The sequence below is a fragment of the Rhodococcus sp. C1 genome, assembly GCF_020809065.1.
Taxonomy (GTDB): domain Bacteria; phylum Actinomycetota; class Actinomycetes; order Mycobacteriales; family Mycobacteriaceae; genus Rhodococcus_F; species Rhodococcus_F qingshengii.
Genome location: NZ_CP078080.1, coordinates 3,555,856 through 3,577,425 on the forward strand (window position 1 = coordinate 3,555,856; position 21,570 = coordinate 3,577,425).

Below are 21,570 nucleotides of genomic sequence, written 5' to 3' on the forward strand. Positions count from 1 at the left end.
ACAAGCCCGCCTAGATGATCGAATAGTCCTCGAGCGGAAAGCGTTTCGCTTCGACGAACGCATTCCGTGTAGACGTGGGCCGCAGAATCGCAGCCTCGCCGTGCTGATTGAAGTAATAGCTTCGTGCAGTCTGGCAACTACCGCCGTAGAAGACGGAGTCCGCCAGGTTCTCGGTCATCCGGTCGAGAAACTCGGCGTTGGCAGTTTCGGTGACCTCGAATGTTTCCGCGCCGCGCCGTTTCACCTCGCCGAACAGTCGATCCATGTGCTGCATCTGGGATTCGATCGTCGTGAAGTAGGACAACCCGCTGTACGAGTACGGACTGGCGAGCGTGAGGAAATTGGGGAAATACGGAACCGCGACCCCTTCGTAGGCCTGGAAACGGTTGTCGCGCCACCACTTACCGAGGTTTCGTCCCTCTCGACCGATAACCTCGATGGCTGGAAAATTCACATCCCAGAGGTTGAATCCCGTTGCCAGCACCAAGGTGTCGATCTCGGTCTTGCGACCGTCGGCGGTGACGATTCCGTCGGCAGCGATGTGGTCGATCGGCGTCGTTTCGAGATGCACGTTGTCCTTGGTGAACGTACGGAAGTAGCTGTTGGAAAATGTGGGACGCTTGCACCCGAAGTCGTAGTCCGGTGTGAGTTGTTTGCGAAGGCTGGCGTCGCTGACCTGGGACCGCAGAAACGCACGTGATGCGGCCGCCGCACCCTTGTTCAACAGTTTGACCTGCTTGTAGTGCAGGACCGCGCTGACCATGATCATTTCTAGGATCGACGAACTGACAGCGCGCGCGATTCGCTGGGTGAGCGGAATACGCGAGAACAGCTTCTGCACTGCATTCGGAATGGGGACGTCGATCTTGGGAACCACCCAGATCGGCGTGCGCTGGTAGACGGTCAACTCTGCGGCCTGACGCGCCACCTCGGGGATCAACTGCACAGCGGTGGCGCCGGTTCCGATGATTGCGGTCTTGGTGCCGGACAGATCGTAGGAATCGTCCCAGGCCGTGGTGTGGATGATCTTGCCGGCGAAGTCGTCGATACCGGAGATGTCGGGCCGATGCGGTTGCGAGAGGAAACCCGTCGCAGTCAGGAGATACTTGGCAGTGATGTCCGGCGCGCCTTCGACGGATACGACCCAGTGCGAGGAATCCTCGTCCCAGCGGGCTCCGTTGACCACGGCACCGAACGTCATGTGCTTCCGCAGATCGTACTTGTCCGCGACGTGATCGGCGTACTTCTTCAGTTCCGCGCCCGGTGCGAAAAGCCTGGACCAGTTCGGATTGGGCTCGAACGAATACGAGTAGGTGACCGACGCGATGTCGACAGCCAGACCGGGATAGCGGTTGACGTGCCAGGTTCCACCCAGATCGTCCTCGCGCTCGAGGATCGCCAGGTTGTTCAGGCCCAGCCGCTTGAGTTGAATGGCCGCACCCATTCCGCCGAAGCCCGCCCCCACCACAACTGCGTCGTACTGCACTGCCATCGGAGAATCCCTCTCGTGAACTGCACATCAGAAAAACTGCACATCAGAAACTGACACGTCATTCCGTTATTGAGAACGGTATCATTCCTGATGTGACGAAGGCCATGACCAGAGCGGAACGAAAAAAGGCGGAATTGCGCCGCGAGATCATCGACGCATCATTCGAGTGCTTCGCCCAGCGCGGCTATCACGCAACCGGAATTGCCGACATCGCAACAACTCTCGGAATCGGCCACGGGACCTTCTACCGGTACTTCGAGAACAAGCGCGACATCATCGATCACGTCATCGACGACCTCGTCGCAAAGATCATCAGCGCACTGGCCACCGAGAATGCTCCCGACGCCGCCAGCACACTGGACGAGTACCGCGCCCAAGTGGGACGGATCGCCGAGGCGCTCCCCCGCATCTTCTTCGACGACCCCCGCATCCCGCGGGTTCTGCTGTTCGAGACGACGGGCGTCGACGCCGATCTGACGGGCCGGATGCTCGATCTACTCGACCAGTCGGCATCGTTGACCGCGGCGTACCTGCACCACGGAGTCGAATGCGGCTATCTACGCGCCGACCTCGATGTCGACAACACTGCCCACGCCGTCAACGGCATGATGCTGGCAAGTGCGATTCAAGGATTGCGAGCCGGTTCGTCCGTCGACTGCACGGCGTTGAACCAAGCCATCAGCCGCCTCATGTTCGACGGAATCCGCGCCGAGAACGCCTAGCGAACAACGATTCCCTCGGCACGCATCGCATCCTTGACCTCCGGGATGCTCAGATCGCCGAAGTGGAAGACACTTGCTGCGAGAACTGCGTCTGCGCCCGCTTCGACTGCCGGGGCAAAGTGCTCGACCAGGCCGGCACCGCCACTGGCGATCACCGGTACGTGGACTGCCGCCCGGACAGCGCGGATCATCAGAAGGTCGAAGCCCGCTTTGGTGCCGTCGGCATCCATCGAGTTGAGCAGGATCTCCCCCACTCCCAACTCTGCACCACGCTCGGCCCACTCGACAGCGTCGATCCCGGTGCCGCGCTTGCCCCCGTGCGTCGTGACCTCCCACCCCGACGGTGTGTCCGGCTGCCCCTGGGGAACGGTGCGGGCATCGACCGAGAGGACGATGCACTGCGAGCCGAAACGCTCACTCAGTTCCTTCAGCAGTTCCGGGCGCGCAATCGCCGCGGTGTTCACGCTGACCTTGTCGGCACCGGCACGCAGCAGACGATCGACATCCGCGACCGTGCGCACTCCACCGCCGACGGTCAGAGGAATGAAAACCTGCTCGGCAGTGCGACTTACGACGTCGAGCATCGTGCCGCGATCCGACGTGGAGGCGGTCACGTCCAGGAAGGTCAGTTCGTCGGCGCCCTGAGCGTCGTACGCTGCCGCGAGTTCCACCGGATCTCCGGCGTCGCGAAGATTCTCGAAATTGACACCCTTGACCACTCGCCCGGCGTCGACGTCGAGGCACGGAATCACACGAACTGCGAGGGTCATGACTGTGGTCCTCCTGAGGACGAAGCGCGCGGATCACCGAGCGCGTTGAGGATATCGAGAATCTCACCGTGGATGCCCGGAGCGGCAGCGAGCACCGACTCCGATTCTACGGTCCACGGGCGGCCGGCCAGGTCGGTGACCACCCCGCCCGCACCGCGAACGAGCGCGACCCCGGCCGCGTTGTCCCACGCGTTGCGGCCGTAGACGATCGCACCGCCCAGGATGCCGGCCGCGGTGAAGGCCAGATCGACTCCGGTTGAACCGTGTATCCGGATCCGCGAGGACACCTTGCTGATCTCGGCGAGGAGGTCGAGACGGAAACTGCCGGGGATCCGCCCTCGACTGTTGACGTTGAGCGCACCCAAGCCGACGATCGACGACGCCAGATCGGTTGGCTCCAGCGGCGGTACGGCGATTCCATTGACCAACAACGGACCGCCGGCGCGAGTCGCGTACGTGTGACCGATCAATGGAAGCCAGGTCAATCCGAGCACCGGGACACCGTCGTCGAGAAGCGCCAACAGCGTTCCGGCAGTGGGCAATCCGGCCGAGTAGTTGAAAGTACCGTCAACGGGGTCGAGAACCCAGACGAGCCCGGAACCGACGTCGGGACCGCCGAATTCCTCGCCGTGCACCTCGATGCCGGTCTGCTCGAACAACTCCGCGGTCAACCGCTTCTCGAGCGCAAGATCGACCTCGGTGGCAAAATCACCCCAGCCCTTGCGGACCGCACTCGGGGCGCCGACACCGGAGACGAACTGATCGTGGACGCCGTCGAGAAGCCGACCCGCAATCGCGAGAAGTTCGTCGAGGTCACGCGTCGGAGTCATCTGGAAAATCTATCCGGAAACTGCTGCCAGTGCTTCGGGGAGAGTGAAGCGACCGGCATACAATGCCTTGCCCACGATCGCGCCCTCGACACCCTGATCAACCAGGCTGGAAATGGCGAGTAGATCCTCGATGGTCGACACACCACCGGAGGCGACGACGTGCGCGTCGGTGACCGCGCAGACCTGGCTGAGAAGTTCGAGATTGGGACCGGTGAGTGTGCCGTCCTTGGAGACGTCGGTGACGACGTAACGAGTGCAGCCGTCACGGTCCAGACGCGCGAGGGTCTCCCACAGATCGCCGCCGTCGGTGACCCAGCCGCGACCACGGGTGCGGTACTGACCGTCGACGAGACGAACATCGAGGCCGACAGCGATCTTGTCGCCGTACTTGGCCAATGCACGCGCACACCACTCGGGATCCTCGATAGCGGCAGTACCGAGATTCACGCGAGCACAGCCGGTGGCCAGTGCGGCTTCCAGGGAAGCGTCGTCGCGGATTCCACCGGACAGTTCCACCTTGACCGTCAGGTCGCCGATGACGCCGGCCAACAGTTCACTGTTGGACCCACGCCCGAAAGCAGCGTCGAGGTCGACAAGATGCACCCATTCGGCACCGTCGTTCTGCCACGCAAGAGCAGCGTCGCGGGGCGACCCGTAACCGGTCTCACTTCCCGCCTCTCCTTGCACGAGGCGAACAGCTTCACCGTTGACGACATCTACAGCAGGCAAAAGGACCAGGCTCACGTGCGGTAACCCTAGTAGGTCAGGACCTCGAACCGTCTTCCGGGTCACCGAACGCTTTTCGGGTCATCCGCTTGGATACGACACCCATTGCCGCAATCGCAGCGACGACCCCCACGAGACCGATCACGAGGCCGACGCCCGGCGATGGTTTGAGAACAACGATGACGACGGTTGCGACCGCCAGCGCAGCCACAGCGGCGCCGAGCGAGAACAACGCCAGACGGGCGAGGGAGAAATCGTCACCGCGGTTCGGTCCGGATCCCCCGGTCACAAACTCTGCACCCAGTTGCTCAGCAACTCGGCGCCTGCGTCACCGGATTTCTCGGGGTGGAACTGCGTTGCCGACAACGCACCGTTCTCGACGGCAGCGAGAAACTTTCCGCCGTGATCGGCCCATGTCAGCTTCGGGGGTGCAATGTGCTCGGACGGCGCGAGCTCCCAACTCTGCACACCGTAGGAGTGGACGAAGTAGAAGCGGGTATCGGCGTCTATGCCCTTGAACAGGGTGCTGGACTCCGGCGCCTCCACGGTGTTCCAGCCCATGTGCGGCAAAACCTCTGCTTGCAGCCTCTCGACGGTGCCGGGCCATTCGCCACAGCCCTCCGCCTCGACACCGAATTCGACTCCCCGGTCGAACAGAATCTGCATGCCGACGCAGATGCCCAGCACCGGTCGGCCACCGGCCAGGCGTCTGCCGATGATTCGGTCACCCTGCACTGCACGCAGACCTTCCATGCAGGCCGCGAACGCGCCGACGCCGGGCACCACGAGACCGTCGGCCGCCAGTGCAACCTTCATGTCGTTGGTCACCTCCACCTGCGCCCCGGTGCGCGCCAGTGCGCGAGTAGCCGAATGCAGGTTGCCGGAGCCGTAATCGAGTACAGCAATCGTGGAAGCGCTCATGCCCCAACTCTATCGGGCAACCCTGCTGCCGATCACTTTGCCGCCTGCGGCCAGTGCCGGGAGCAGAGCGACAACGACCGCAGAGACCGCGAAGACCCACGCATAGCCGGCAGTCGTGGCCACGAATCCCAACGCCAGTGCACCGATTCCGGTGCCGGCGTCGTAGCCGATGTTCCAGATCGCGCTGGCGGATCCGAGTTGCCTCGGGCCGGCAGCCTGAAACGCCATGACCAAGGACTCGTTCTGCACCGCCCCGAACCCCAGCCCGAAAAGGACCGCCGCGCAGAACAAGACCGGCGTCGACCCGCCGTCGACGTTGATCGCGAACAGCACCAATCCGATGGTCGACGACGCCAATGCCGGCGCGAGTGTCCGACCACTGCCGAGACGATCGGCGATCAGGCCCGCCGAGTACCGGCCGATCAACATCGATCCACTGGCGGTCGCCAACACCACTCCAGCAACGGCCGCGCGCTCCGAGATTGCGATCGGCAGTAGAGACGACAGCCCGCCGAACGACGCGGACACGCACGCCAGAGCGAGCACCGGAACCAAGACGGCGAACACACTCAGTCGAACGGATTCCCCGGTCGGCTGGGCGAAGATCTTCGGCAACCCGGCAATGGCCACCAGCGCGAGCGCCGGGATCAGCGCACCGAGGACGAACACCGGTGTCGCCGACCACCGTTCCATGATCGCAAGCCCCAGCGGAAGCCCCGCCATTTGTGACGCTGCGATCGCGATTCCCTGAGCACCGGTGGCACGGCCCAGAATTCGTTTGGGCGCCAACTCCGCCACCAGTGCACTGCCGGCCACCGTCAGCATGCCGAAACCGATGCCACGCACCGCGGAAACCGCCAGGACAGGGCCGGCGTCGGCCGAGATCAACAGCACCAACGACGGTGGGCCGAGGAGCAGACACCCGACCGCCAGCACGCGCCGGTAGCCCTGCGTCCGCAACAACCGAGGCACGAGCAGTTGCGTCAAGACCGTGGCCGCCATGAAGACACCGGTCACCGATCCGGCAAGCGCATCCGATCCGCCGGACTGCGCAACCAGCAACGGCACCACCGGCAACAGCAACGACCAGCCACCGAAAGCTGCTGCCGCCATGATCAGGACACCGATCATGCCCGGTGTGCGAAGCAACCCCGGCGATGGAGCAGGATCTTGCGTCTCAGATACAGTCACTTTTCGCGTCTCAGACACAGTCACTTTTCGCGTCACAGACGCAGTGCGCCCGCTACCGCCGCCAGAACCGCCAACGCCAGAAGGATTCCCGACGCAAGCTTGTTGACCTTGAACATCGAGTAGGCGCCGCCCACGGCAATACCCGCGCCGATGAACAGCAAGTAGGTGAAGAGGACGCTCACAGTGTGCCCTTCGTCGACGGCACGCCGCTCACGCGCGGATCCGGCTCGACCGCCTCACGCAGAGCTCGCGCAACGGCCTTGTACTCCGCCTCGGTGATGTGGTGCTGATCGCGGCCGTACAGAACCCGAACGTGCAGTGCGATACGTGCATTCAATGCGATCGACTCGAACACGTGGCGGTTGATCACCGCGTGATACGGAACGCCCGGGTACCCGCCGATGACGGAATGCACCATGTAGTCGGGCTCACCGGTGTGCACGCAGTACGGGCGACCGGAGACGTCGACCGACGCGTGCGCCAGCGTTTCGTCCATCGGGATGAAAGCGTCGCCGAAACGACGGATGCCCTTCTTGTCGCCGAGTGCCTGGCCGAGCGCCTGGCCGAAGACGATCGCGGTGTCCTCGACGGTGTGGTGAGCGTCGATCTCGACGTCACCCTTCGCCTTGACGTCGAGATCGAAGCTGGCGTGCGTACCCAACGCGTTGAGCATGTGGTCGAAGAACGGAACGCCGGTGGAGACGTCGACGATGCCGGTCCCGTCCAGATTCAGTTCGACGACGATGCTTGATTCCCGAGTTGTTCGTTCGATCCGCGCGATGCGATCGCTCATGCCGTCTCTCCTGAATTCGTGTCGACCAGCTGGGTGCCTGCGATTTCGTCACTGGCCTTGATGAACGCGTCGTTCTCGGCTTCGAGTCCCACGGTGGCCCGCAGGTATCCGGGGATGCCGATGTCGCGGATGAGAACCCCGCGGTCGAGGTATTCCTTCCACGCCTGTGCACTGTCGGTGAACTGTCCGAACAAGATGAAGTTCGCGTCACTGGGAATCACTCGGAAACCGGTGTCCGCCAGCGCCTTCGACACGCGATCGCGCTCGGCGGACAAGGCGTGCACACTGCCGAGGGTCTCGTCGGCGTGACGCAGGGCGGCACGTGCCGCCGCCTGCGTGACCACCGAGAGGTGATAAGGCAAGCGCACCAATAACAGTGCGTCGATGAACGCGGGAGCGGCGGCGAGGTAGCCGAGTCGGCCACCGGCAAACGCGAAAGCCTTGCTCATGGTGCGGGTCACAACCAGCTTGGCCGGGAACTCGTCGATCAGCGTCATCGCGCTCGGGGCAGCGGAGAACTCCGCGTACGCCTCGTCCACGATCACGATGCCCGGCGCCACGTCGAGGATGCGTCGCAGTTCTGCAATGCCGACGCTGTGTCCGGTCGGGTTGTTGGGGCTGGTCACGAACACGACGTCGGGTCGACGTTCCGCGATCACGGTGACGGCAGCATCCACGTCGAGTGCGAAGTCGTCCCGACGGAAGACCTCGACCCACTCGGTATCGGTACCGTCGGCGATGATCGGGTGCATCGAGTACGAAGGCACAAAACCCATCGCGCTACGTCCCGGACCTGCGAACGCCTGAAGAAGTTGCTGCAGAATCTCGTTCGATCCGTTTGCCGCCCACAGATTGTCGACGGTGACCGGTACACCTGTCTGCTTCGCCAGGTACGCCGCCAGATCCGTCCGCAACGCCACAGCGTCACGGTCGGGGTAGCGGTGCAGTTCCTTCGCGGCTTCGCGCACGGATTCGGCCACATCGTCGATGAGCGCCTGGGTCGGCGGATGCGGGTTCTCGTTCGTGTTGAGCTGAACCGGAACCGTCAACTGCGGTGCGCCGTACGCCGACTTTCCACGCAGGTTCTCGCGAATCGGCAGGGCGTCGACCGAAATCGACTCTCCAGGAGCACTACTCATCGCAGAGCCTCGAATCGCAGACGCACAGCCTCGCCGTGAGCCGGCAGATCCTCCGCATTGGCCAGCGTGATGACATGTCCGGCAACGTCTTTCAGTGCAGACTCGGAGTAGTCGATCACGTGGATTCCACGAAGGAACGTCTGCACACTCAGACCGGAGGAGTGGCGTGCACACCCGGCCGTCGGCAGAACGTGGTTGGAGCCGGCGCAGTAGTCGCCGAGACTGACCGGCGCCCACGGGCCGACGAACACGGCACCAGCGCTGGTGACCTGAGCTGCCACCCCGGTTGCATCCTCGGTCTGGATCTCGAGGTGCTCTGCCGCATACGCATTGACGACGCGCAGACCAGCGGAAACATCAGAAACGAGCACCGTGCCCGACTGGCTACCGGTCAGTGCCGTGGTGACGCGCTCGCGATGCTTGGTGATCTCGAGCTGCGCAGCCAGAGCCTTGTCGACCGCGTCGGCCAAGTCGACGCTGGTCGTGACAAGAACGCTGGCGGCCATCACGTCGTGCTCGGCCTGGCTGATGAGATCGGCGGCAACGTGGACCGGGTCAGCGGTGTGGTCGGCGAGGATCGCGATCTCGGTGGGACCGGCTTCCGCGTCGATGCCGACCAGTCCGCGGCACAGACGCTTGGCGGCAGTGACGTAGATGTTGCCGGGACCGGTGATGAGGTCGACCGGGACAAGCTCGGTTCCATCGGTGTCGGTTCCGCCGTAGGTAAGGAGGGCGACGCCCTGCCCGCCGCCGACGGCCCACACTTCGTCGACGCCGAGCATGGCTGCTGCGGCAAGGATGGTCGGGTGCGGCAATCCGCCGAAGTCGGCTTGGGGCGGCGAGGCGACAACAAGTGATCCGACGCCGGCCGTCTGAGCCGGCACGACGTTCATGACAACGCTGGACGGGTACACGGCATTGCCGCCGGGCACGTACAGCCCGACGCGCTCGACCGGAACCCAACGCTCGGTGACCGTGCCACCCGGAACGACCTCGGTGACGGTGTCCTTACGACGCTGGTCGGCGTGCACCGTGCGGGTGCGCTCGATCGCAACCTCGAGGGCTTCCTTGACTGCGGGGTCGAGTTCACGAAGTGCGCGCTCGAGCTCGGCCGCGGGTACACGAACCGAAGCCGGACGAACGCCGTCGAACTTCTCGCCGAACTCGAGGGCGGCTTCTGCCCCGCGATCACGGACGGCTTCGACCATCGGGCGAACCTGATGCAGTACCGCGTCCACATCCACTCCACCTCGGGGAAGCGCGGCGCGAAGTTCGGCCGTGGATGGGGTACGACCACGCAGGTCGGTGCGGGCAAGCATGAGAGTTCCTCTCGTACGCAAACGGGGTGCCTGTGCAAGCGGCAGCAAACCGGTCCGGCATCACAGGCCCTGAACAGCGCGCCTGAAACACAGAACTGATGACAATTATCCAGGATAGGCGCACCCCGTTTTTCACCGGTCCACCTGCAACGCTCACTGCAGGTCCGGCGCCCGCCGCCGGGCGAGTTCGATCAGCTCGTCCCTTCGATGTGTTGCCACCGAGATTTCACGGCCGTCATGCAGACGAAAGCGGACCCCGTCGCCGGGAGATGCGAGAACTACCCGCATACCTGGGCCGGTCATTCGATAACCGATTCCGGAGCCCATCCCGATATGTACTGCAGTGGCAGACACAACTTCGTCCCACCTAAATACCTGACGCAGCCCCGGAGACAGCGCGATCGACACTCGTTCGACGTCTGTGGTGATGATCACGCGCACCTTCCACATGTACGCGGCCAACCCGAAGGACAGGACCGCGGACAACACGGCGCCGACGTAGCCCGCCGAGTCGCGATCCACGATTGCCGCGAACCCGCAGACAATTACCAGGACAATTCCGAGGACGACGCACAATGCGACCGCCGAACGCCGCAGTAGTGGGCTCAGGGGAATGGACTCGTGAAATTCGCGCACAGCACCCCCCGCCTCGATCGCCGACAACCCCACCCCGAGGAATGACACCGGGAACACGACCATCCCATTACTCGCGCTTTTATAACAAACACGTCACGCACAGCTAGGGTCCAAAGTCGTGACAGACAGTGACGTGGCCACGACCGCACCTCCGGCCTTGCCGACCCCTCAGCGATCCAGCGGACCGACCCGAGCACGGATCGTTGCGATTGTCGCATCGATCCTCGGCATAGTTTTGTGCGGATCAGTGCCGTTCCTGCCGATCGAGCAGGACACCGCCGTCGTCAACTGGCCGCAGGCCGGGTCGACGACAAGCGTCGAGGCGCCATTGGTCTCGTACACACCGTTGCGCATGGAGGCATCGATTCCGTGCGCGTCGATCAGTGAGTTGGCCGCCACCGGCGGAACGCTCGTCTCGACTGCTCCCCCGGGTGCCGCCGATGCGCGCCGCTACGGATTTGTTGCCACTGTCTCCCCCGAATCCTCCGACGCTCCCGCTCGGGTCGACGTTGTCCTACGCGATCGAGTGTTGCTCTCGACACCCGTCGCTGATCTGCCGAGTGGATGCGCACTCACGCTCGCCGCCGAGCCGACCCGAACCACCTTCAGTGCCACCGGTTCCGAACCGCGCGTCATCGAGGGCGACAGCCGGCCACAGGTAGTCGGCGTCTTCAGCGACCTCGATTCGGCGGCAGCCGGTTTGAACGTCTCGATCGAGGCGGACTCTCGCTTCACGTCGAGCCCGTCGGTGATCAAGACTCTCGCCATGATTCTCGGGGCACTCACGGCTCTCGTGTCCCTCTTCGCGCTGCACCGCCTCGACAACCGCGACGGCCGGGGCACACGCAAATTTCTGCCCGCCCGATGGTGGAAGTTCACCGTCCTCGACGGGGTCGTCGTCGGAACTCTGGTGCTGTGGCACTTCATCGGCGCTACCACCACCGACGACGGCTACCAGTTCACGATGGCAAGAGCCTCCGAGCAATCGGGCTACATGTCCAACTACTTCCGGTGGTTCGCGGTCCCCGAAACCCCGTTCGGAACGCCGTATTACAACATCCTCGGACTCCTGGCCCACGTCAGCACCGCAAGCCCCTGGGTCCGTCTGCCTGCTCTGTTGGCAGGCATCATCACCTGGCTCGTCATCAGCCGGGAGGTTGCGCCTCGGCTGGGCGCCGCCATTCGCGGAAATCGACTCGCCCTCTGGACCGGCGCGCTTGTCTTCCTCGCTTTCTGGCTTCCGTTCAACAACGGACTGCGCCCCGAACCGATCGTTGCCCTCGGCGTGCTGCTGACCTGGTGCTCGATCGAACGCGCCGTCGCGACGAGACGACTTCTGCCGGTCGCAGTCGCGATCCTGATCGCCGGATTCACCTTGACTGCCGGCCCTTCCGGCCTCATCTGCTTTGCCGCACTCATCGCCGGAATACGCCCGATCATGCGCATCATCATCGAACGTGCGCGCACCACCGGTTACGTCGCGGCTGTCGGGCCACTGCTAGCTGCCGGACTCTCGATTCTCATCCCCGCGTTCGGCGATCAAAGTCTGGCCGCCGTCATCGAGATGCAACGCGTCCACTCGATCTCACCGAATCAGCCCTGGTTCGACGAGTACCTCCGCTATCAGTACCTCTTCAACATCTCCGTCGACGGTTCCCTGACTCGCAGATTCGGTGTGTTCGTCATGGTTCTGTGCCTTGGCGTCTGCACCGCGATGATGCTGCGCAAGGGGGGCCGGATTCCCGGTTTGGCCGCCGGCCCGTCACGCCGCGTCGTGGGGCTGACGATCGGCGCACTGCCACTGCTGATGTTCTCGCCGACCAAGTGGACGCACCACTTCGGAATCTTTGCCGGACTCACCGCCGTTCTGGCGATGATGACGGCCGTCGCCGTGGGAACAAAACTCCTGCGCTCGCCGCGCAATCGGGCCCTCTTCGCGGCGGCCGTCCTGTTCCTCCTCGCGGTGGCATTCACCGGCAGCAACAGCTACTACTACGTGTCCAGCTACAGCGTTCCGTGGTGGGACAAGCCTGTGTCCATCAGCGGACTCGGCGCGAGCACCGTCCTCCTCGGGCTGACGGTGCTGATGCTCGGCGTCGCCGCGTGGTACTTCTTCCGTGAGCCGTACACCGCGGGGAAGGAACCGTCCGCGAAGCACGCTCGACTGCTTGCCATCTCGCCACTGACGGTTGCCGCAGGTGCCATGGTCCTCTTCGAGGTGCTGTCCATGGCCAAGGGCGCGGTCACCCAGTACCCGGCCTATTCGGTGGGCCGTGCAAACGTCGACGCCGTTCTCGGCCAACATTGCGGTCTCGCCAACGACGTTCTGCTCGAGACCGATCCGAACGCCTCGATGCTGACGCCCCTCTCGGGCAGCGTCGCCACAGGACTGTCCGCCGGTGGGGCTACGGGATTCGATCCGAATGGCGTCGCTTCCGACCTTCGAGCAGACAAGGAAGCCACGGCTACCGGCGGCGCGAACACCGTCGACACCTCCGAGGACACCGCCGGCAACTCGGCCGGAACCGGCGGTGGCGCCGGACAGACCGGAGTCAACGGCAGTTCGGTCGCGTTGCCGTTCGGTCTCGACCCGGCGACAACACCCGTCATGGGTAGTTACGGTCAGCCCTCCCCCGGCACTCTGACCAGTGACTGGTACCAACTCCCCGACGTGGGCGAGAACGCCACACGTGGCGACATCATCTCGATTGCCGCGGCTGGTCGTGTTCGGTCCGTCGACAAGGACGGAATCGTCACCTACGGCCAGAACGTCGAGGTCGAGTACGGAACAGCGCGTGGCGTCGACGATGCCGAAACAGACGCTGTCGAAACACTCGGAAAGATCGCGCCCCTCGACATCGGCCCGGCGCCGTCATGGCGGAACCTGCGTGTGCCGTTGGATCAGATTCCCGTCGAAGCCAACAGCATTCGACTGGTCGTCAGCGACTACGACAGCAAGCCCGACCAATGGGTGGCCGTCACCCCGCCGCGGGTTCCGAAGACCCAGAAGCTCAACGACGTCGTCGGTTCACAGGCGCCCGTCATGCTGGATTGGGCTGTCGGACTGGCATTCCCATGCCAACGCCCCTTCGATCATCGGGTCGGTATCGCCGAGGTCCCCGAGTATCGGATCCTTCCCGACCATTCCGGTGCGCTCGTGACCAGTGCCTGGCAGGACCACTACGGTGGTGGACCGTTGGGGTGGATCGATCTGCTCCTGACCGCGCAGACCATTCCGTCGTATCTCGACAACGACTGGGCTCGCGACTGGGGTTCGATCGAGAAGTACACACCGATCGATCCGAGTGCAGTACCTGCCCAGGTCGACGAAACGACCGTTCAGCGCTCCGGGACGTGGAACCCGGGATCGATGACCATGGTTTTCTGAGCGGAATTTCTGAGCGGCTGGGTCACTGAGTGACACGGTCCAGCCGCGGGCGGATCGGACGAAACGCCTGCGACTGGACACTTGTATGACTTAGTCTCCCAGGCATGGGAGCCCTGTCACGGTCTATCGCGCCTGCGCTGATGGCACTGACGTGCCTGTTCGGGGTGCTGGCCCTTCCCGCTCACGCCTCGGCTGAGGTACCGGATGACTTCCTCTGGGGCGTTGCCACCTCCGGGTTCCAATCGGAAGGTTCGTCGCCGGACAGCAACTGGTCTCGATACTCCGATTCCGGACGAACCCACGACAAGATCGGTGACTCGGTCGACTTCCGTCATCGCTACGCCGAGGACATCGACCGGGCGGCCGATCTGGGATCGAAGGTTTTCCGATTCGGCGTCGAGTGGGCGCGAGTTCAGCCCGCCGCCGGGAGCTGGAACGAGACCGAATTCGCCTACTACGACGACGTGGTAGCTCACATCCGCGCGCGGGGCATGACTCCGATGATCACACTCGACCACTGGGTGTATCCGGGATGGGTTGTCGATCAAGGCGGCTGGACAAATCCGAAGACGGAAGCCGATTGGCTGGTCAACGCAGAGAAGGTAGTCGAGCGGTACTCCGGAATCGGGGCGCTCTGGATCACGATCAACGAGCCGACTGTGTACGTTCAGCGCGAATTGACCTACGGCGGAATCGCACTCACCCAGGCGCCGTCGATGTTCGACTCATTGGTCCGAGTCCACCGGGCGATCTACGACCGCATCCATGTTCTCGATCCCGGTGCCCGCGTAAGCAGTAATTTCTCCTTCATTCCCGGCGTGTCCGAGGCGATCGATTCGGTATTCACGGATCGAGTGCGCGACAAGCTCGACTTTCTCGGCATCGACTACTACTACGGTGTGGCCCTGAACAATCCGACTGCCGCGTACGCCGCACTCGACGAGTTCTACAACGTCACGCCGCAGCCCGAAGGCCTGTACGACGCATTGATGCGGTACTCGGGCAAGTATCCGGAACTCCCCCTCTACATCGTCGAGAACGGCATGCCCACCGACAACGGAGCGCCGCGCGCCGACGGATACACACGCGCGAATCACTTACGCGATCACATCTATTGGATGGAACGCGCCCGAGAAGACGGTGCCGACGTGATCGGCTACAACTACTGGTCCATCACCGACAACTACGAATGGGGTTCGTACCGACCTCGATTCGGCCTCTACACGGTCGATGTTCTCGGCGATCCCACTGCGGCGCGAATCCCGACCGACGGCGTCGACGCCTACCGCCGGATCATTCACGAGAACGGCGTCGGGGCCGACTACGTGCCCGTCATGGCCCCGGCTTTCTGCTCGCTCGTCGATCCTCCCCGCAGCTGTACGGCTACTCGATGACGGCCGTTTTCCGAAATTCCTCCACTCCTCGTCGTTAGGATGTCCCATGCGAACACTGCGAAATATCGCCGGAACTGCCGCTGCCACGGCTGCCCTGATCCTGGTTGCCGGAGGCGCTGCGACAGCAGCCCCCAACCCGGCCGATTCACCCCGCGAGGCGCAAGCACGCGCCTACATCGACGCCCTCGTCTCCCATGACGTCTCCGATGTTCATTTCGCCCCGGATGCGACTCGCGTCGAAGCCGGACTCAAGACGGGGTTCTCCGGACCACAGATGTCCGCCGACCTCGAAAACGGCATCCAATACCGCGTTATCCAGGGCGTCCGAGACCTCGAGATGTCGGAGGCCGGGGACATCGTCTCGACCACCTACCTGCTGGACGCGGGAATCGGCGGCACTCGCCTCATGACCGTGGAGATTCGTGAAACCTTCGAAGTCCGTGACGGTCTCATCCACGACGTCGTCGCCGACATCATCCCTGTGTCTGTGTCGTGACGCGCGCCCGATAGCTACTGGGCGGTGCACCCGAGACTCGGGTGCACATCGCTGCGAAGGCAGCCGGCGTCGAGTATCCGAGTTCAGACGCAACGGCCGTCACACTGGCCCCGGCAGAAAGTTTCGGAAGCGCGTGAAGAATGCAGGCACGCTGCATCCACGACGACGCGCTCATCCCCGTTTCCGAGATCAGCAAGCGGTGCAGTGTCCGTTCACTGACGTGGAGTCGGTCAGCCCACCGCGTGGGCGAGTCATGGATCGACGGGGCTGCGAGATACTGCGCGCACAACGCCCGCAATCCCGGGTGCCGAGGCAGCGGGAGTTCCACAGGTAGGGGCGCAAGATCGCGAAGTTCGTGCAGGATCAGCTGAAATACCGCGGCGCTGCGTCCGTGTGCGGGGAAGTCGTCCTCCACATTCAGCTCGACATCCATGTCGACTGCAGCGACAAGTAACTCACGCAGGAGCGACGATACTGCGACGACTCGGCACCTGACCGGGAACCACGGCGCTGCGGACGGTTCGATGTAGAGGCTTCGCGTGCTGACGCCGTCCATTGTCACGGCATGAGCGACACCGGCGGGAATCATGACCGCATTGGACGGCAGAACCGTCCACTCACCGTCTTCGGTTTCGACGTTCATCGCACCGTTCACAGCGAAGAGAAACTGGGCTCGTCGATGTTCGTGGGCGGCCAGCACGTGACCGGGTGGGTAGTCGGTTCCGATTGCGAGAACACCGCGGGGTGAGTGATCGACGTCGTTGATCGAGATGTTGCGCACCGGAGGAACCTACCGAGTCTGTGTCCGATTCACAATGGAACGTGGCGAACCTTCGAATGTGCGCCAACGGAGAAATCGCTAACGTTCATCAAGTGCTTCACTACTTCCTCATCCTGCTCGCTTTCGGCGCCTTGACCGGAGTCACCACCGTTCTTTTCGGATTCGGTGGCGGGTTCGTCACTGTCCCAGTCGTTTACGCTGCATCGACGCTGCGGCCGGACGTCATCGATCCGATGCATGTCGCCGTAGCATCCTCGGCGGCCGTGATGGTGGTCAATTCACTCGGTGCCACAGTCGCATTCAGGAAGTCAGGACGGCTACGGACGGAGTACATCAGACCTCTGATCGGTCCCGTCGCACTCGGAGCCGGGCTCGGAGCGGTTGCGGCGGGCCACGTAGACGACGGTGTCGTCCGGATTCTGTTTGTGCTCTACCTGCTGGTGACAATCCTGGACAGTCTTCTGCGACAAGGGTTTCTGACACCATCTGAACCTCGCGAACATCTTGACCGTCACGGCGTCCGCGCTGTCGGGATAGGCATCGGTGCCGTCGCAAGTTTCCTCGGAGTCGGCGGGAGCGTCATGACGGTTCCGATGATGCGACGCGGCGGAGTTCCGATGGCCGACGCCGCCGCGAGCGCCAACCCGTTGAGCTTGCCTGTCGCCGTCGTCGCGACGGCGGTGTATGCGGTCTCATCAGGGCACAGTTCTGCCTCGGATCTGTCGGCGGGCAGAGTCGGCGCTGTCGACCTTCTGGCCGTCTGTGCACTACTCGCCGGTTCCCTACCGGCGATCGCGCTGAGCCGACGAATCGTCGGTGCCATACCGGACCGAGTCCATGCCGCCGCCTACATCGCTCTACTCGGCGTCGTCACGGCAGTGATGGTGATTGCTTAGCGAACGGCGTATCGCAGATAGATGACGCCGCCGTCGAAGGTTTTCTCCTCGAGCAGTTGCAGATCAAGCCGGCTTTCCGGGAGAGCTCGCAATCCGCCACCGATATTGACCGGACACAGGAACAGTCTGACTTCATCGACCAAACCCGCCGCGAAAGCACTAACCGCAACCGTCGGTCCACCGATCGAGATATCTTGTACCGCTTCACTCTCGAGCAAACGGATGGAGTCTTCATCGAAGCTCGGGACAATCCTGGTACGTGCGGTCGACACCTCGTTCAGCGTCGTGGAGTACACGATCTTGTCGATTCCACGCCAGATCTGAGCGAACTCGGCGGTCGCCGCCTCGATTCCGGCAAACTCGTCCGGAGCCGAAGGTCCTCCTGCCACCGAAGAACGCTCGAGATCCTCGGATGCCATTGTTTCCCAGGGAATCATCGTCTCGTACATCCGGCGCCCGAGCAGGTACGTGCCGACTCCCCTCTCTAGCTCGTTGACGAACGCATGGACCTGCGCGTCGGGAACCGCCCAGTCGAAGTTTCCTTGCTCATCAGCCACATACCCGTCGATCGAGCAGATCGCCGAGTAGATCAGGCTCACCATCGGTCCACGTGCAGCACGTTGTCGACCGGTTCACGGGCGGCGGGTTTGAACGTCTCGCCGGTGAAGTACGCCGTCGGGATGAGCGCAGCCTGATGGAATCCGGCCGGAATGCCCAGCAGTTCCGCAACTTCCGCTTCACGCTGCAAATGCAATGTCGTCCACGCCGTACCGAGCCCACGTGCCCGCGCGGCCAGCGCGTAACTCCACGCAGCCGGGAGTAGCGAACCCCACAGGCCGGCTTGGTTCCCCTCCGGCAGCGTCTTGCCCGCCTTGATACACGGAATGAGAAGGACCGGCACCTCACCCATGTGCTCACCGAGCCACGCGACGCTGGTGCCCACGCGTTGTTGAATCGGCGCGCGATCGGGATCATCGGCGAAGAGTTTTGCCGCCGAACCGTGAGAGGCAAGGTACTCGTCGGTGACTTCCTTGTAGATCTGCCCGACTGCTGCACGCAGCGCCGGATCGGTCACCACCATCCACTGCCAGCCCTGGCGATTCGAACCGGAGGGCGCTTGCAGGGCGATCTGGAGGCATTCCTTCACCAGGTCCAACGGCACGGGACGGGTCAGATCCAGACGCTTTCGAACGGTCCGCGTTGTGGTCAGCAATTCGTCGGGTGTCAGGTCGAGTACGGGATACGACGTCATCTCCCGATCATTGCACTGTCGCGAGCAGTGAGCAGGACTGTCCGTCTACACTTTTCTGATCCCGTGCGTGCTCGTTGTCGGGAGTATTTCCCGATCAAAGGACTTTCGACATGAGTTGGCACGTCTGGTTGGCGTTCTTCGGAGCAAGTTGGGTGATCAGCCTGTCGCCGGGGGCCGGCGCCATTGCGTCGATGTCGTCGGGACTTGCCTACGGCTTGCGACGCGGATACTGGAACATCTTCGGGCTGCAGTTGGGATTGTTGCTGCAGATCGGAATTGTCGCGGCGGGGGTCGGTGCAATTCTCGCCAGTTCGACCGTGGCCTTTTCCTTGATCAAGTGGTTCGGTGTCGCATACCTCGTCTACCTGGGGATCAGGCAGTGGCGATCGACGCCCACCGAGGTGGAGACCGACGAGGCAGCCGCGAGCAGCTCCGGTCCGATGATGATGCTTCGCGGGTTTCTCGTGAACGCGAGCAATCCGAAGGCCGTCGTTTTCATGCTCGCAGTGCTCCCGCAGTTCCTGGACCCGTCGGCGCCCCTGCTGCCGCAGTATCTGATCATCGCCGCCACGATGTGCGCAGTCGACGTGATCGTGATGACCGGATACACCGGCCTGGCCGCCCGGGTGCTCACCTTGATGCGCTCCCCCAAACAGCAGCGAACCACCAATCGAGTATTCGCCGGCCTGTTCTTCGGAGCCGCCGGCTTCCTCTCGAGCATCGGGCGTGCAGCGGCTTGATCGGTCACACGGCTCGAGAGATCACAGGCCCGCAATCAAGTTGACGACGGACGCCACGATCACCGAACCGAACAGGTACGACAGCAATGCGTGGCCGAGTGCCATCGCGCGCATGTCCGACGACTTCAAGTTGGTGTCGGAAATCGCGAAGCTCATCCCGACCGTGTACGCCACGTAGGCGAAATCGCTGTACCTCGGCGGTTCTTCCTGATTGAAATCGATTCCGCCGTCGGGGCCGGAGTAGTACAGCCGTGCATATCCGAGGGCGAAGAGCGTGTGGACCGCCAGCCACGAGATCACGACGCTGCCGACTGCAACCGATGCCGCCACTACTTGGTAGTGATGTCCGTCGGGTGCCGCCAGGAGCAGGAACGCGATACCGACCAGGCTCGCGACGGCGGCACCGAGAATCAGCAGGTGCGCGACGTTTCGGGCCGGCTCTTCGCGCGTTGCGTGGCTTGCGGTGAGCGTCGCGTCGAAGGGCCAGACCAGAATCCACGTCCACACCGTGAACACCATCGCCGCCACATCCCAGCCGATCAGAAACGCGAATCGGGGGTAGCCGACCAACGCCGTGACGACACCGGCGGCCACACCGAGCAGCAGACCCGTCGACACTCTCAGCGCCGGCCCGGCACCCAGGGCGCTCCGTGGAACCGGGTTGATCGGAAGGTCGTGCGGTCGATCGTTCACGGGCTCAGTCAACCACTGTTATAAGTGAGACGGTGGTTACGTGACACGGCGACTCAGGCGTTGCACGCACCGACTATCGGCTTGCCGTTGAATCTGTCCAGCACGTACTGCAATCCGACGCCGAAATCCGCTACGGCCGGCGCGAGGTGGTTGTTGCCGCTCCCCGGATTCACCGCAGGCAGGGTGTCGGTGAACAACGTCGCCTCGGCCCCGCGCGCGCACCAGTCCTGAACCAGGCGCCGGGTTTGCTCGTACGGGATGAAATCGTCGTTGAGCGCTCCGTTGACCAGAATCGGCGAGGCCGGGGTTCGCCGCCCGATGCGTTGTTCCTCGATCACCTGTTGGATCTCCGGTACCGATTCCACCACGTCGGCGAGTGGTCGTCCGTCTGTGGTCCACGACGCCGTCGACTGCTTCCCGTACTTGGTTCGGGAATCGATGAGGCATTGCCCGGCGACGTCGGCGAGCACGGACCGGCCGTAGTCGTTGAGTCGAGATTCGATCGGCTCTCGGGCGGCGGGATAGCGGTCGAGGACGCCGTTGATCGTGTAGCCGATCGCGGCCATCAGGCCGGTACCGTCGATATGACGCAGAACGCTTGCCAGGTCTGCCGGGGGCGCGCTCGCGTAACTCCCGACCAGATTCAACGCAGGCGCGTATTCGGGTGCCAGTTCGGTTGCAGCGGCAGTGGCGCCGCCGCCCTGCGAGTGGCCCCACAGCGCTATCGGATCGTCATCTCCTGCCTGCGCGAGGGCTCGGGCAGCGCGTGCACCGTCCAACATCGCATGGGCTTCCTCGGCGCGATTGACGTAGGTATGGACGCCGGGTGTTCCGAGTCCGATGTAGTCGGTGACGAATACACGAACGCCCTGGGCGAGGAAAGCGAAAGCAAAAGCTGACTCGTAGTTGACACCGACACTGTCCACACCGGCACCGTAGTTCGACGGATTCCCGGGTTCCGCCAGGCGGAGCTGACCGGCAGTGGGAAACATCCTCGACGGCGCGCACTGATCACCTTGGCCCTGCGTACCCGGACCGATCACCACCGTCGGGCGGGGGCCCGCTCCTGACCACGGGGCAGCCGGCTCCAGGTACGAGCCCGACACAGCAACCTTGGATCCGTGGGCGTCGGTACTCGAATACAGGATCCGGGTCCCCACACCAGGCACTCCGCCGACGGCACCGGCCAGAGCCAGCGGTTCCGTCCGAATCACCGAACCCGGATCACCGACGTCGCCCGGAATCGCATCGTAGAAATCGTTCACAGGTTCGGCGTTCGACATCGGTGTGAACAGCAGCGAGGTCGGCAACAGCGCTGATACCGCAACGGCCGTAACCTTCAGTGCCGCGAGGACAACCTTCCGGGTGCTCATGGAAATCCAACGTATAGG

The 21,570-nt window shown here is 63.4% G+C and carries 23 protein-coding genes; 6 read left to right on the forward strand and 17 right to left on the reverse strand.

Features of this window, described 5'->3' with window-relative positions; all coding sequences use genetic code 11:
- Nucleotides 1–10: 10 nt before the first annotated feature.
- Nucleotides 11–1,492: a flavin-containing monooxygenase gene (locus tag KTR60_RS16210; protein ID WP_030537063.1), complete on the reverse strand. Its 1,482-nt coding sequence runs from the start codon at nucleotides 1,490–1,492 to the stop codon at nucleotides 11–13.
- A gap of 104 nt (nucleotides 1,493–1,596) precedes the next feature.
- Here KTR60_RS16210 and KTR60_RS16215 point away from each other — a divergent pair, with 104 nt between their 5' ends.
- Nucleotides 1,597–2,214: a TetR/AcrR family transcriptional regulator gene (locus KTR60_RS16215; RefSeq protein ID WP_030537064.1), complete on the forward strand. Its 618-nt coding sequence runs from the start codon at nucleotides 1,597–1,599 to the stop codon at nucleotides 2,212–2,214.
- On the opposite strand, the gene hisF is transcribed toward KTR60_RS16215, so the two are convergent.
- The 11 genes from hisF to KTR60_RS16270 form a co-directional block, all read right to left on the reverse strand.
- The gene (gene hisF, locus KTR60_RS16220; protein WP_003942380.1) at nucleotides 2,211–2,984 is read right to left on the reverse strand and encodes an imidazole glycerol phosphate synthase subunit HisF; all 774 of its coding nucleotides are present in this window, start codon (nucleotides 2,982–2,984) and stop codon (nucleotides 2,211–2,213) included. The genes KTR60_RS16215 and hisF overlap by 4 nt on opposite strands.
- On the reverse strand, nucleotides 2,981–3,814 hold the full coding sequence (locus tag KTR60_RS16225; RefSeq protein ID WP_003942414.1) for an inositol monophosphatase family protein: 834 nt from the start codon (nucleotides 3,812–3,814) through the stop codon (nucleotides 2,981–2,983). The genes hisF and KTR60_RS16225 overlap by 4 nt, the downstream gene beginning before the upstream one ends.
- A 9-nt stretch (nucleotides 3,815–3,823) precedes the next feature.
- Nucleotides 3,824–4,558 carry a bifunctional 1-(5-phosphoribosyl)-5-((5-phosphoribosylamino)methylideneamino)imidazole-4-carboxamide isomerase/phosphoribosylanthranilate isomerase PriA gene (priA, locus tag KTR60_RS16230; protein WP_003942371.1) on the reverse strand — a complete coding sequence of 245 codons (735 nt, stop codon included), beginning with the start codon at nucleotides 4,556–4,558 and terminating at the stop codon, nucleotides 3,824–3,826.
- Between the two features lie 19 nt (nucleotides 4,559–4,577).
- Nucleotides 4,578–4,829: a hypothetical protein gene (locus KTR60_RS16235; protein ID WP_042449550.1), complete on the reverse strand. Its 252-nt coding sequence runs from the start codon at nucleotides 4,827–4,829 to the stop codon at nucleotides 4,578–4,580.
- The gene (hisH, locus tag KTR60_RS16240) at nucleotides 4,826–5,461 is read right to left on the reverse strand and encodes an imidazole glycerol phosphate synthase subunit HisH (RefSeq protein WP_003942389.1); all 636 of its coding nucleotides are present in this window, start codon (nucleotides 5,459–5,461) and stop codon (nucleotides 4,826–4,828) included. The genes KTR60_RS16235 and hisH overlap by 4 nt, the downstream gene beginning before the upstream one ends.
- 9 nt (nucleotides 5,462–5,470) lie before the next feature.
- A complete protein-coding gene (locus KTR60_RS16245; protein ID WP_042449554.1) occupies nucleotides 5,471–6,592 on the reverse strand; it encodes an MFS transporter in 1,122 nt (373 codons plus the stop codon).
- Nucleotides 6,593–6,684: 92 nt separating this feature from the next.
- A complete protein-coding gene (locus tag KTR60_RS16250) occupies nucleotides 6,685–6,834 on the reverse strand; it encodes a hypothetical protein (protein WP_007732248.1) in 150 nt (49 codons plus the stop codon).
- Entirely contained in the window at nucleotides 6,831–7,445 is a 615-nt protein-coding gene (gene hisB, locus KTR60_RS16255; protein ID WP_003942383.1) for an imidazoleglycerol-phosphate dehydratase HisB, read from the reverse strand. The genes KTR60_RS16250 and hisB overlap by 4 nt, the downstream gene beginning before the upstream one ends.
- The gene (locus KTR60_RS16260; protein ID WP_042449556.1) at nucleotides 7,442–8,584 is read right to left on the reverse strand and encodes a histidinol-phosphate transaminase; all 1,143 of its coding nucleotides are present in this window, start codon (nucleotides 8,582–8,584) and stop codon (nucleotides 7,442–7,444) included. Before KTR60_RS16260 ends, hisB begins: the two co-directional genes overlap by 4 nt.
- Nucleotides 8,581–9,903 (reverse strand): histidinol dehydrogenase, encoded by a 1,323-nt coding sequence (gene hisD, locus KTR60_RS16265; protein WP_037130144.1) that lies wholly within the window; start codon nucleotides 9,901–9,903, stop codon nucleotides 8,581–8,583. Before hisD ends, KTR60_RS16260 begins: the two co-directional genes overlap by 4 nt.
- A 153-nt stretch (nucleotides 9,904–10,056) precedes the next feature.
- A complete protein-coding gene (locus KTR60_RS16270) occupies nucleotides 10,057–10,539 on the reverse strand; it encodes a hypothetical protein (protein ID WP_228401037.1) in 483 nt (160 codons plus the stop codon).
- Between the two features lie 133 nt (nucleotides 10,540–10,672).
- Between KTR60_RS16270 and KTR60_RS16275 the strand changes: the two genes are divergently transcribed.
- From KTR60_RS16275 to KTR60_RS16285, 3 genes are all read left to right on the forward strand, one after another.
- Nucleotides 10,673–13,927 (forward strand): arabinosyltransferase domain-containing protein, encoded by a 3,255-nt coding sequence (locus KTR60_RS16275; protein ID WP_228402284.1) that lies wholly within the window; start codon nucleotides 10,673–10,675, stop codon nucleotides 13,925–13,927.
- A gap of 140 nt (nucleotides 13,928–14,067) precedes the next feature.
- Nucleotides 14,068–15,321, forward strand: a complete 1,254-nt coding sequence (locus KTR60_RS16280; RefSeq protein ID WP_082920640.1) for a glycoside hydrolase family 1 protein — start codon at nucleotides 14,068–14,070, stop codon at nucleotides 15,319–15,321.
- 46 nt (nucleotides 15,322–15,367) lie between these two features.
- Entirely contained in the window at nucleotides 15,368–15,817 is a 450-nt protein-coding gene (locus KTR60_RS16285) for a hypothetical protein (protein ID WP_003942394.1), read from the forward strand.
- Here KTR60_RS16285 and KTR60_RS16290 read toward each other — a convergent pair.
- Nucleotides 15,795–16,598 carry an AraC family transcriptional regulator gene (locus tag KTR60_RS16290; RefSeq protein WP_228401038.1) on the reverse strand — a complete coding sequence of 268 codons (804 nt, stop codon included), beginning with the start codon at nucleotides 16,596–16,598 and terminating at the stop codon, nucleotides 15,795–15,797. The two genes, KTR60_RS16285 and KTR60_RS16290, sit on opposite strands and share 23 nt — an antisense overlap.
- Before the next feature lie 92 nt (nucleotides 16,599–16,690).
- Between KTR60_RS16290 and KTR60_RS16295 the strand changes: the two genes are divergently transcribed.
- Nucleotides 16,691–17,494 (forward strand): sulfite exporter TauE/SafE family protein, encoded by an 804-nt coding sequence (locus KTR60_RS16295; protein ID WP_228401039.1) that lies wholly within the window; start codon nucleotides 16,691–16,693, stop codon nucleotides 17,492–17,494.
- Here the strand turns inward: KTR60_RS16295 and KTR60_RS16300 are convergent.
- The gene (locus tag KTR60_RS16300) at nucleotides 17,491–18,096 is read right to left on the reverse strand and encodes a dihydrofolate reductase family protein (protein WP_070161666.1); all 606 of its coding nucleotides are present in this window, start codon (nucleotides 18,094–18,096) and stop codon (nucleotides 17,491–17,493) included. The genes KTR60_RS16295 and KTR60_RS16300 overlap by 4 nt on opposite strands.
- Complete coding sequence (locus KTR60_RS16305; protein WP_003942413.1) at nucleotides 18,090–18,746, reverse strand: nitroreductase family protein; 657 nt, start codon at nucleotides 18,744–18,746, stop codon at nucleotides 18,090–18,092. Before KTR60_RS16305 ends, KTR60_RS16300 begins: the two co-directional genes overlap by 7 nt.
- A 110-nt stretch (nucleotides 18,747–18,856) precedes the next feature.
- Here KTR60_RS16305 and KTR60_RS16310 point away from each other — a divergent pair, with 110 nt between their 5' ends.
- A complete protein-coding gene (locus KTR60_RS16310) occupies nucleotides 18,857–19,486 on the forward strand; it encodes a LysE family transporter (RefSeq protein WP_007732267.1) in 630 nt (209 codons plus the stop codon).
- A gap of 21 nt (nucleotides 19,487–19,507) precedes the next feature.
- Here KTR60_RS16310 and KTR60_RS16315 read toward each other — a convergent pair whose 3' ends face one another.
- Complete coding sequence (locus tag KTR60_RS16315; RefSeq protein WP_030537075.1) at nucleotides 19,508–20,179, reverse strand: DUF1345 domain-containing protein; 672 nt, start codon at nucleotides 20,177–20,179, stop codon at nucleotides 19,508–19,510.
- Nucleotides 20,180–20,232: 53 nt separating this feature from the next.
- Entirely contained in the window at nucleotides 20,233–21,552 is a 1,320-nt protein-coding gene (locus KTR60_RS16320) for an alpha/beta fold hydrolase (RefSeq protein WP_228401040.1), read from the reverse strand.
- Between the last annotated feature and the right edge of the window lie 18 nt (nucleotides 21,553–21,570).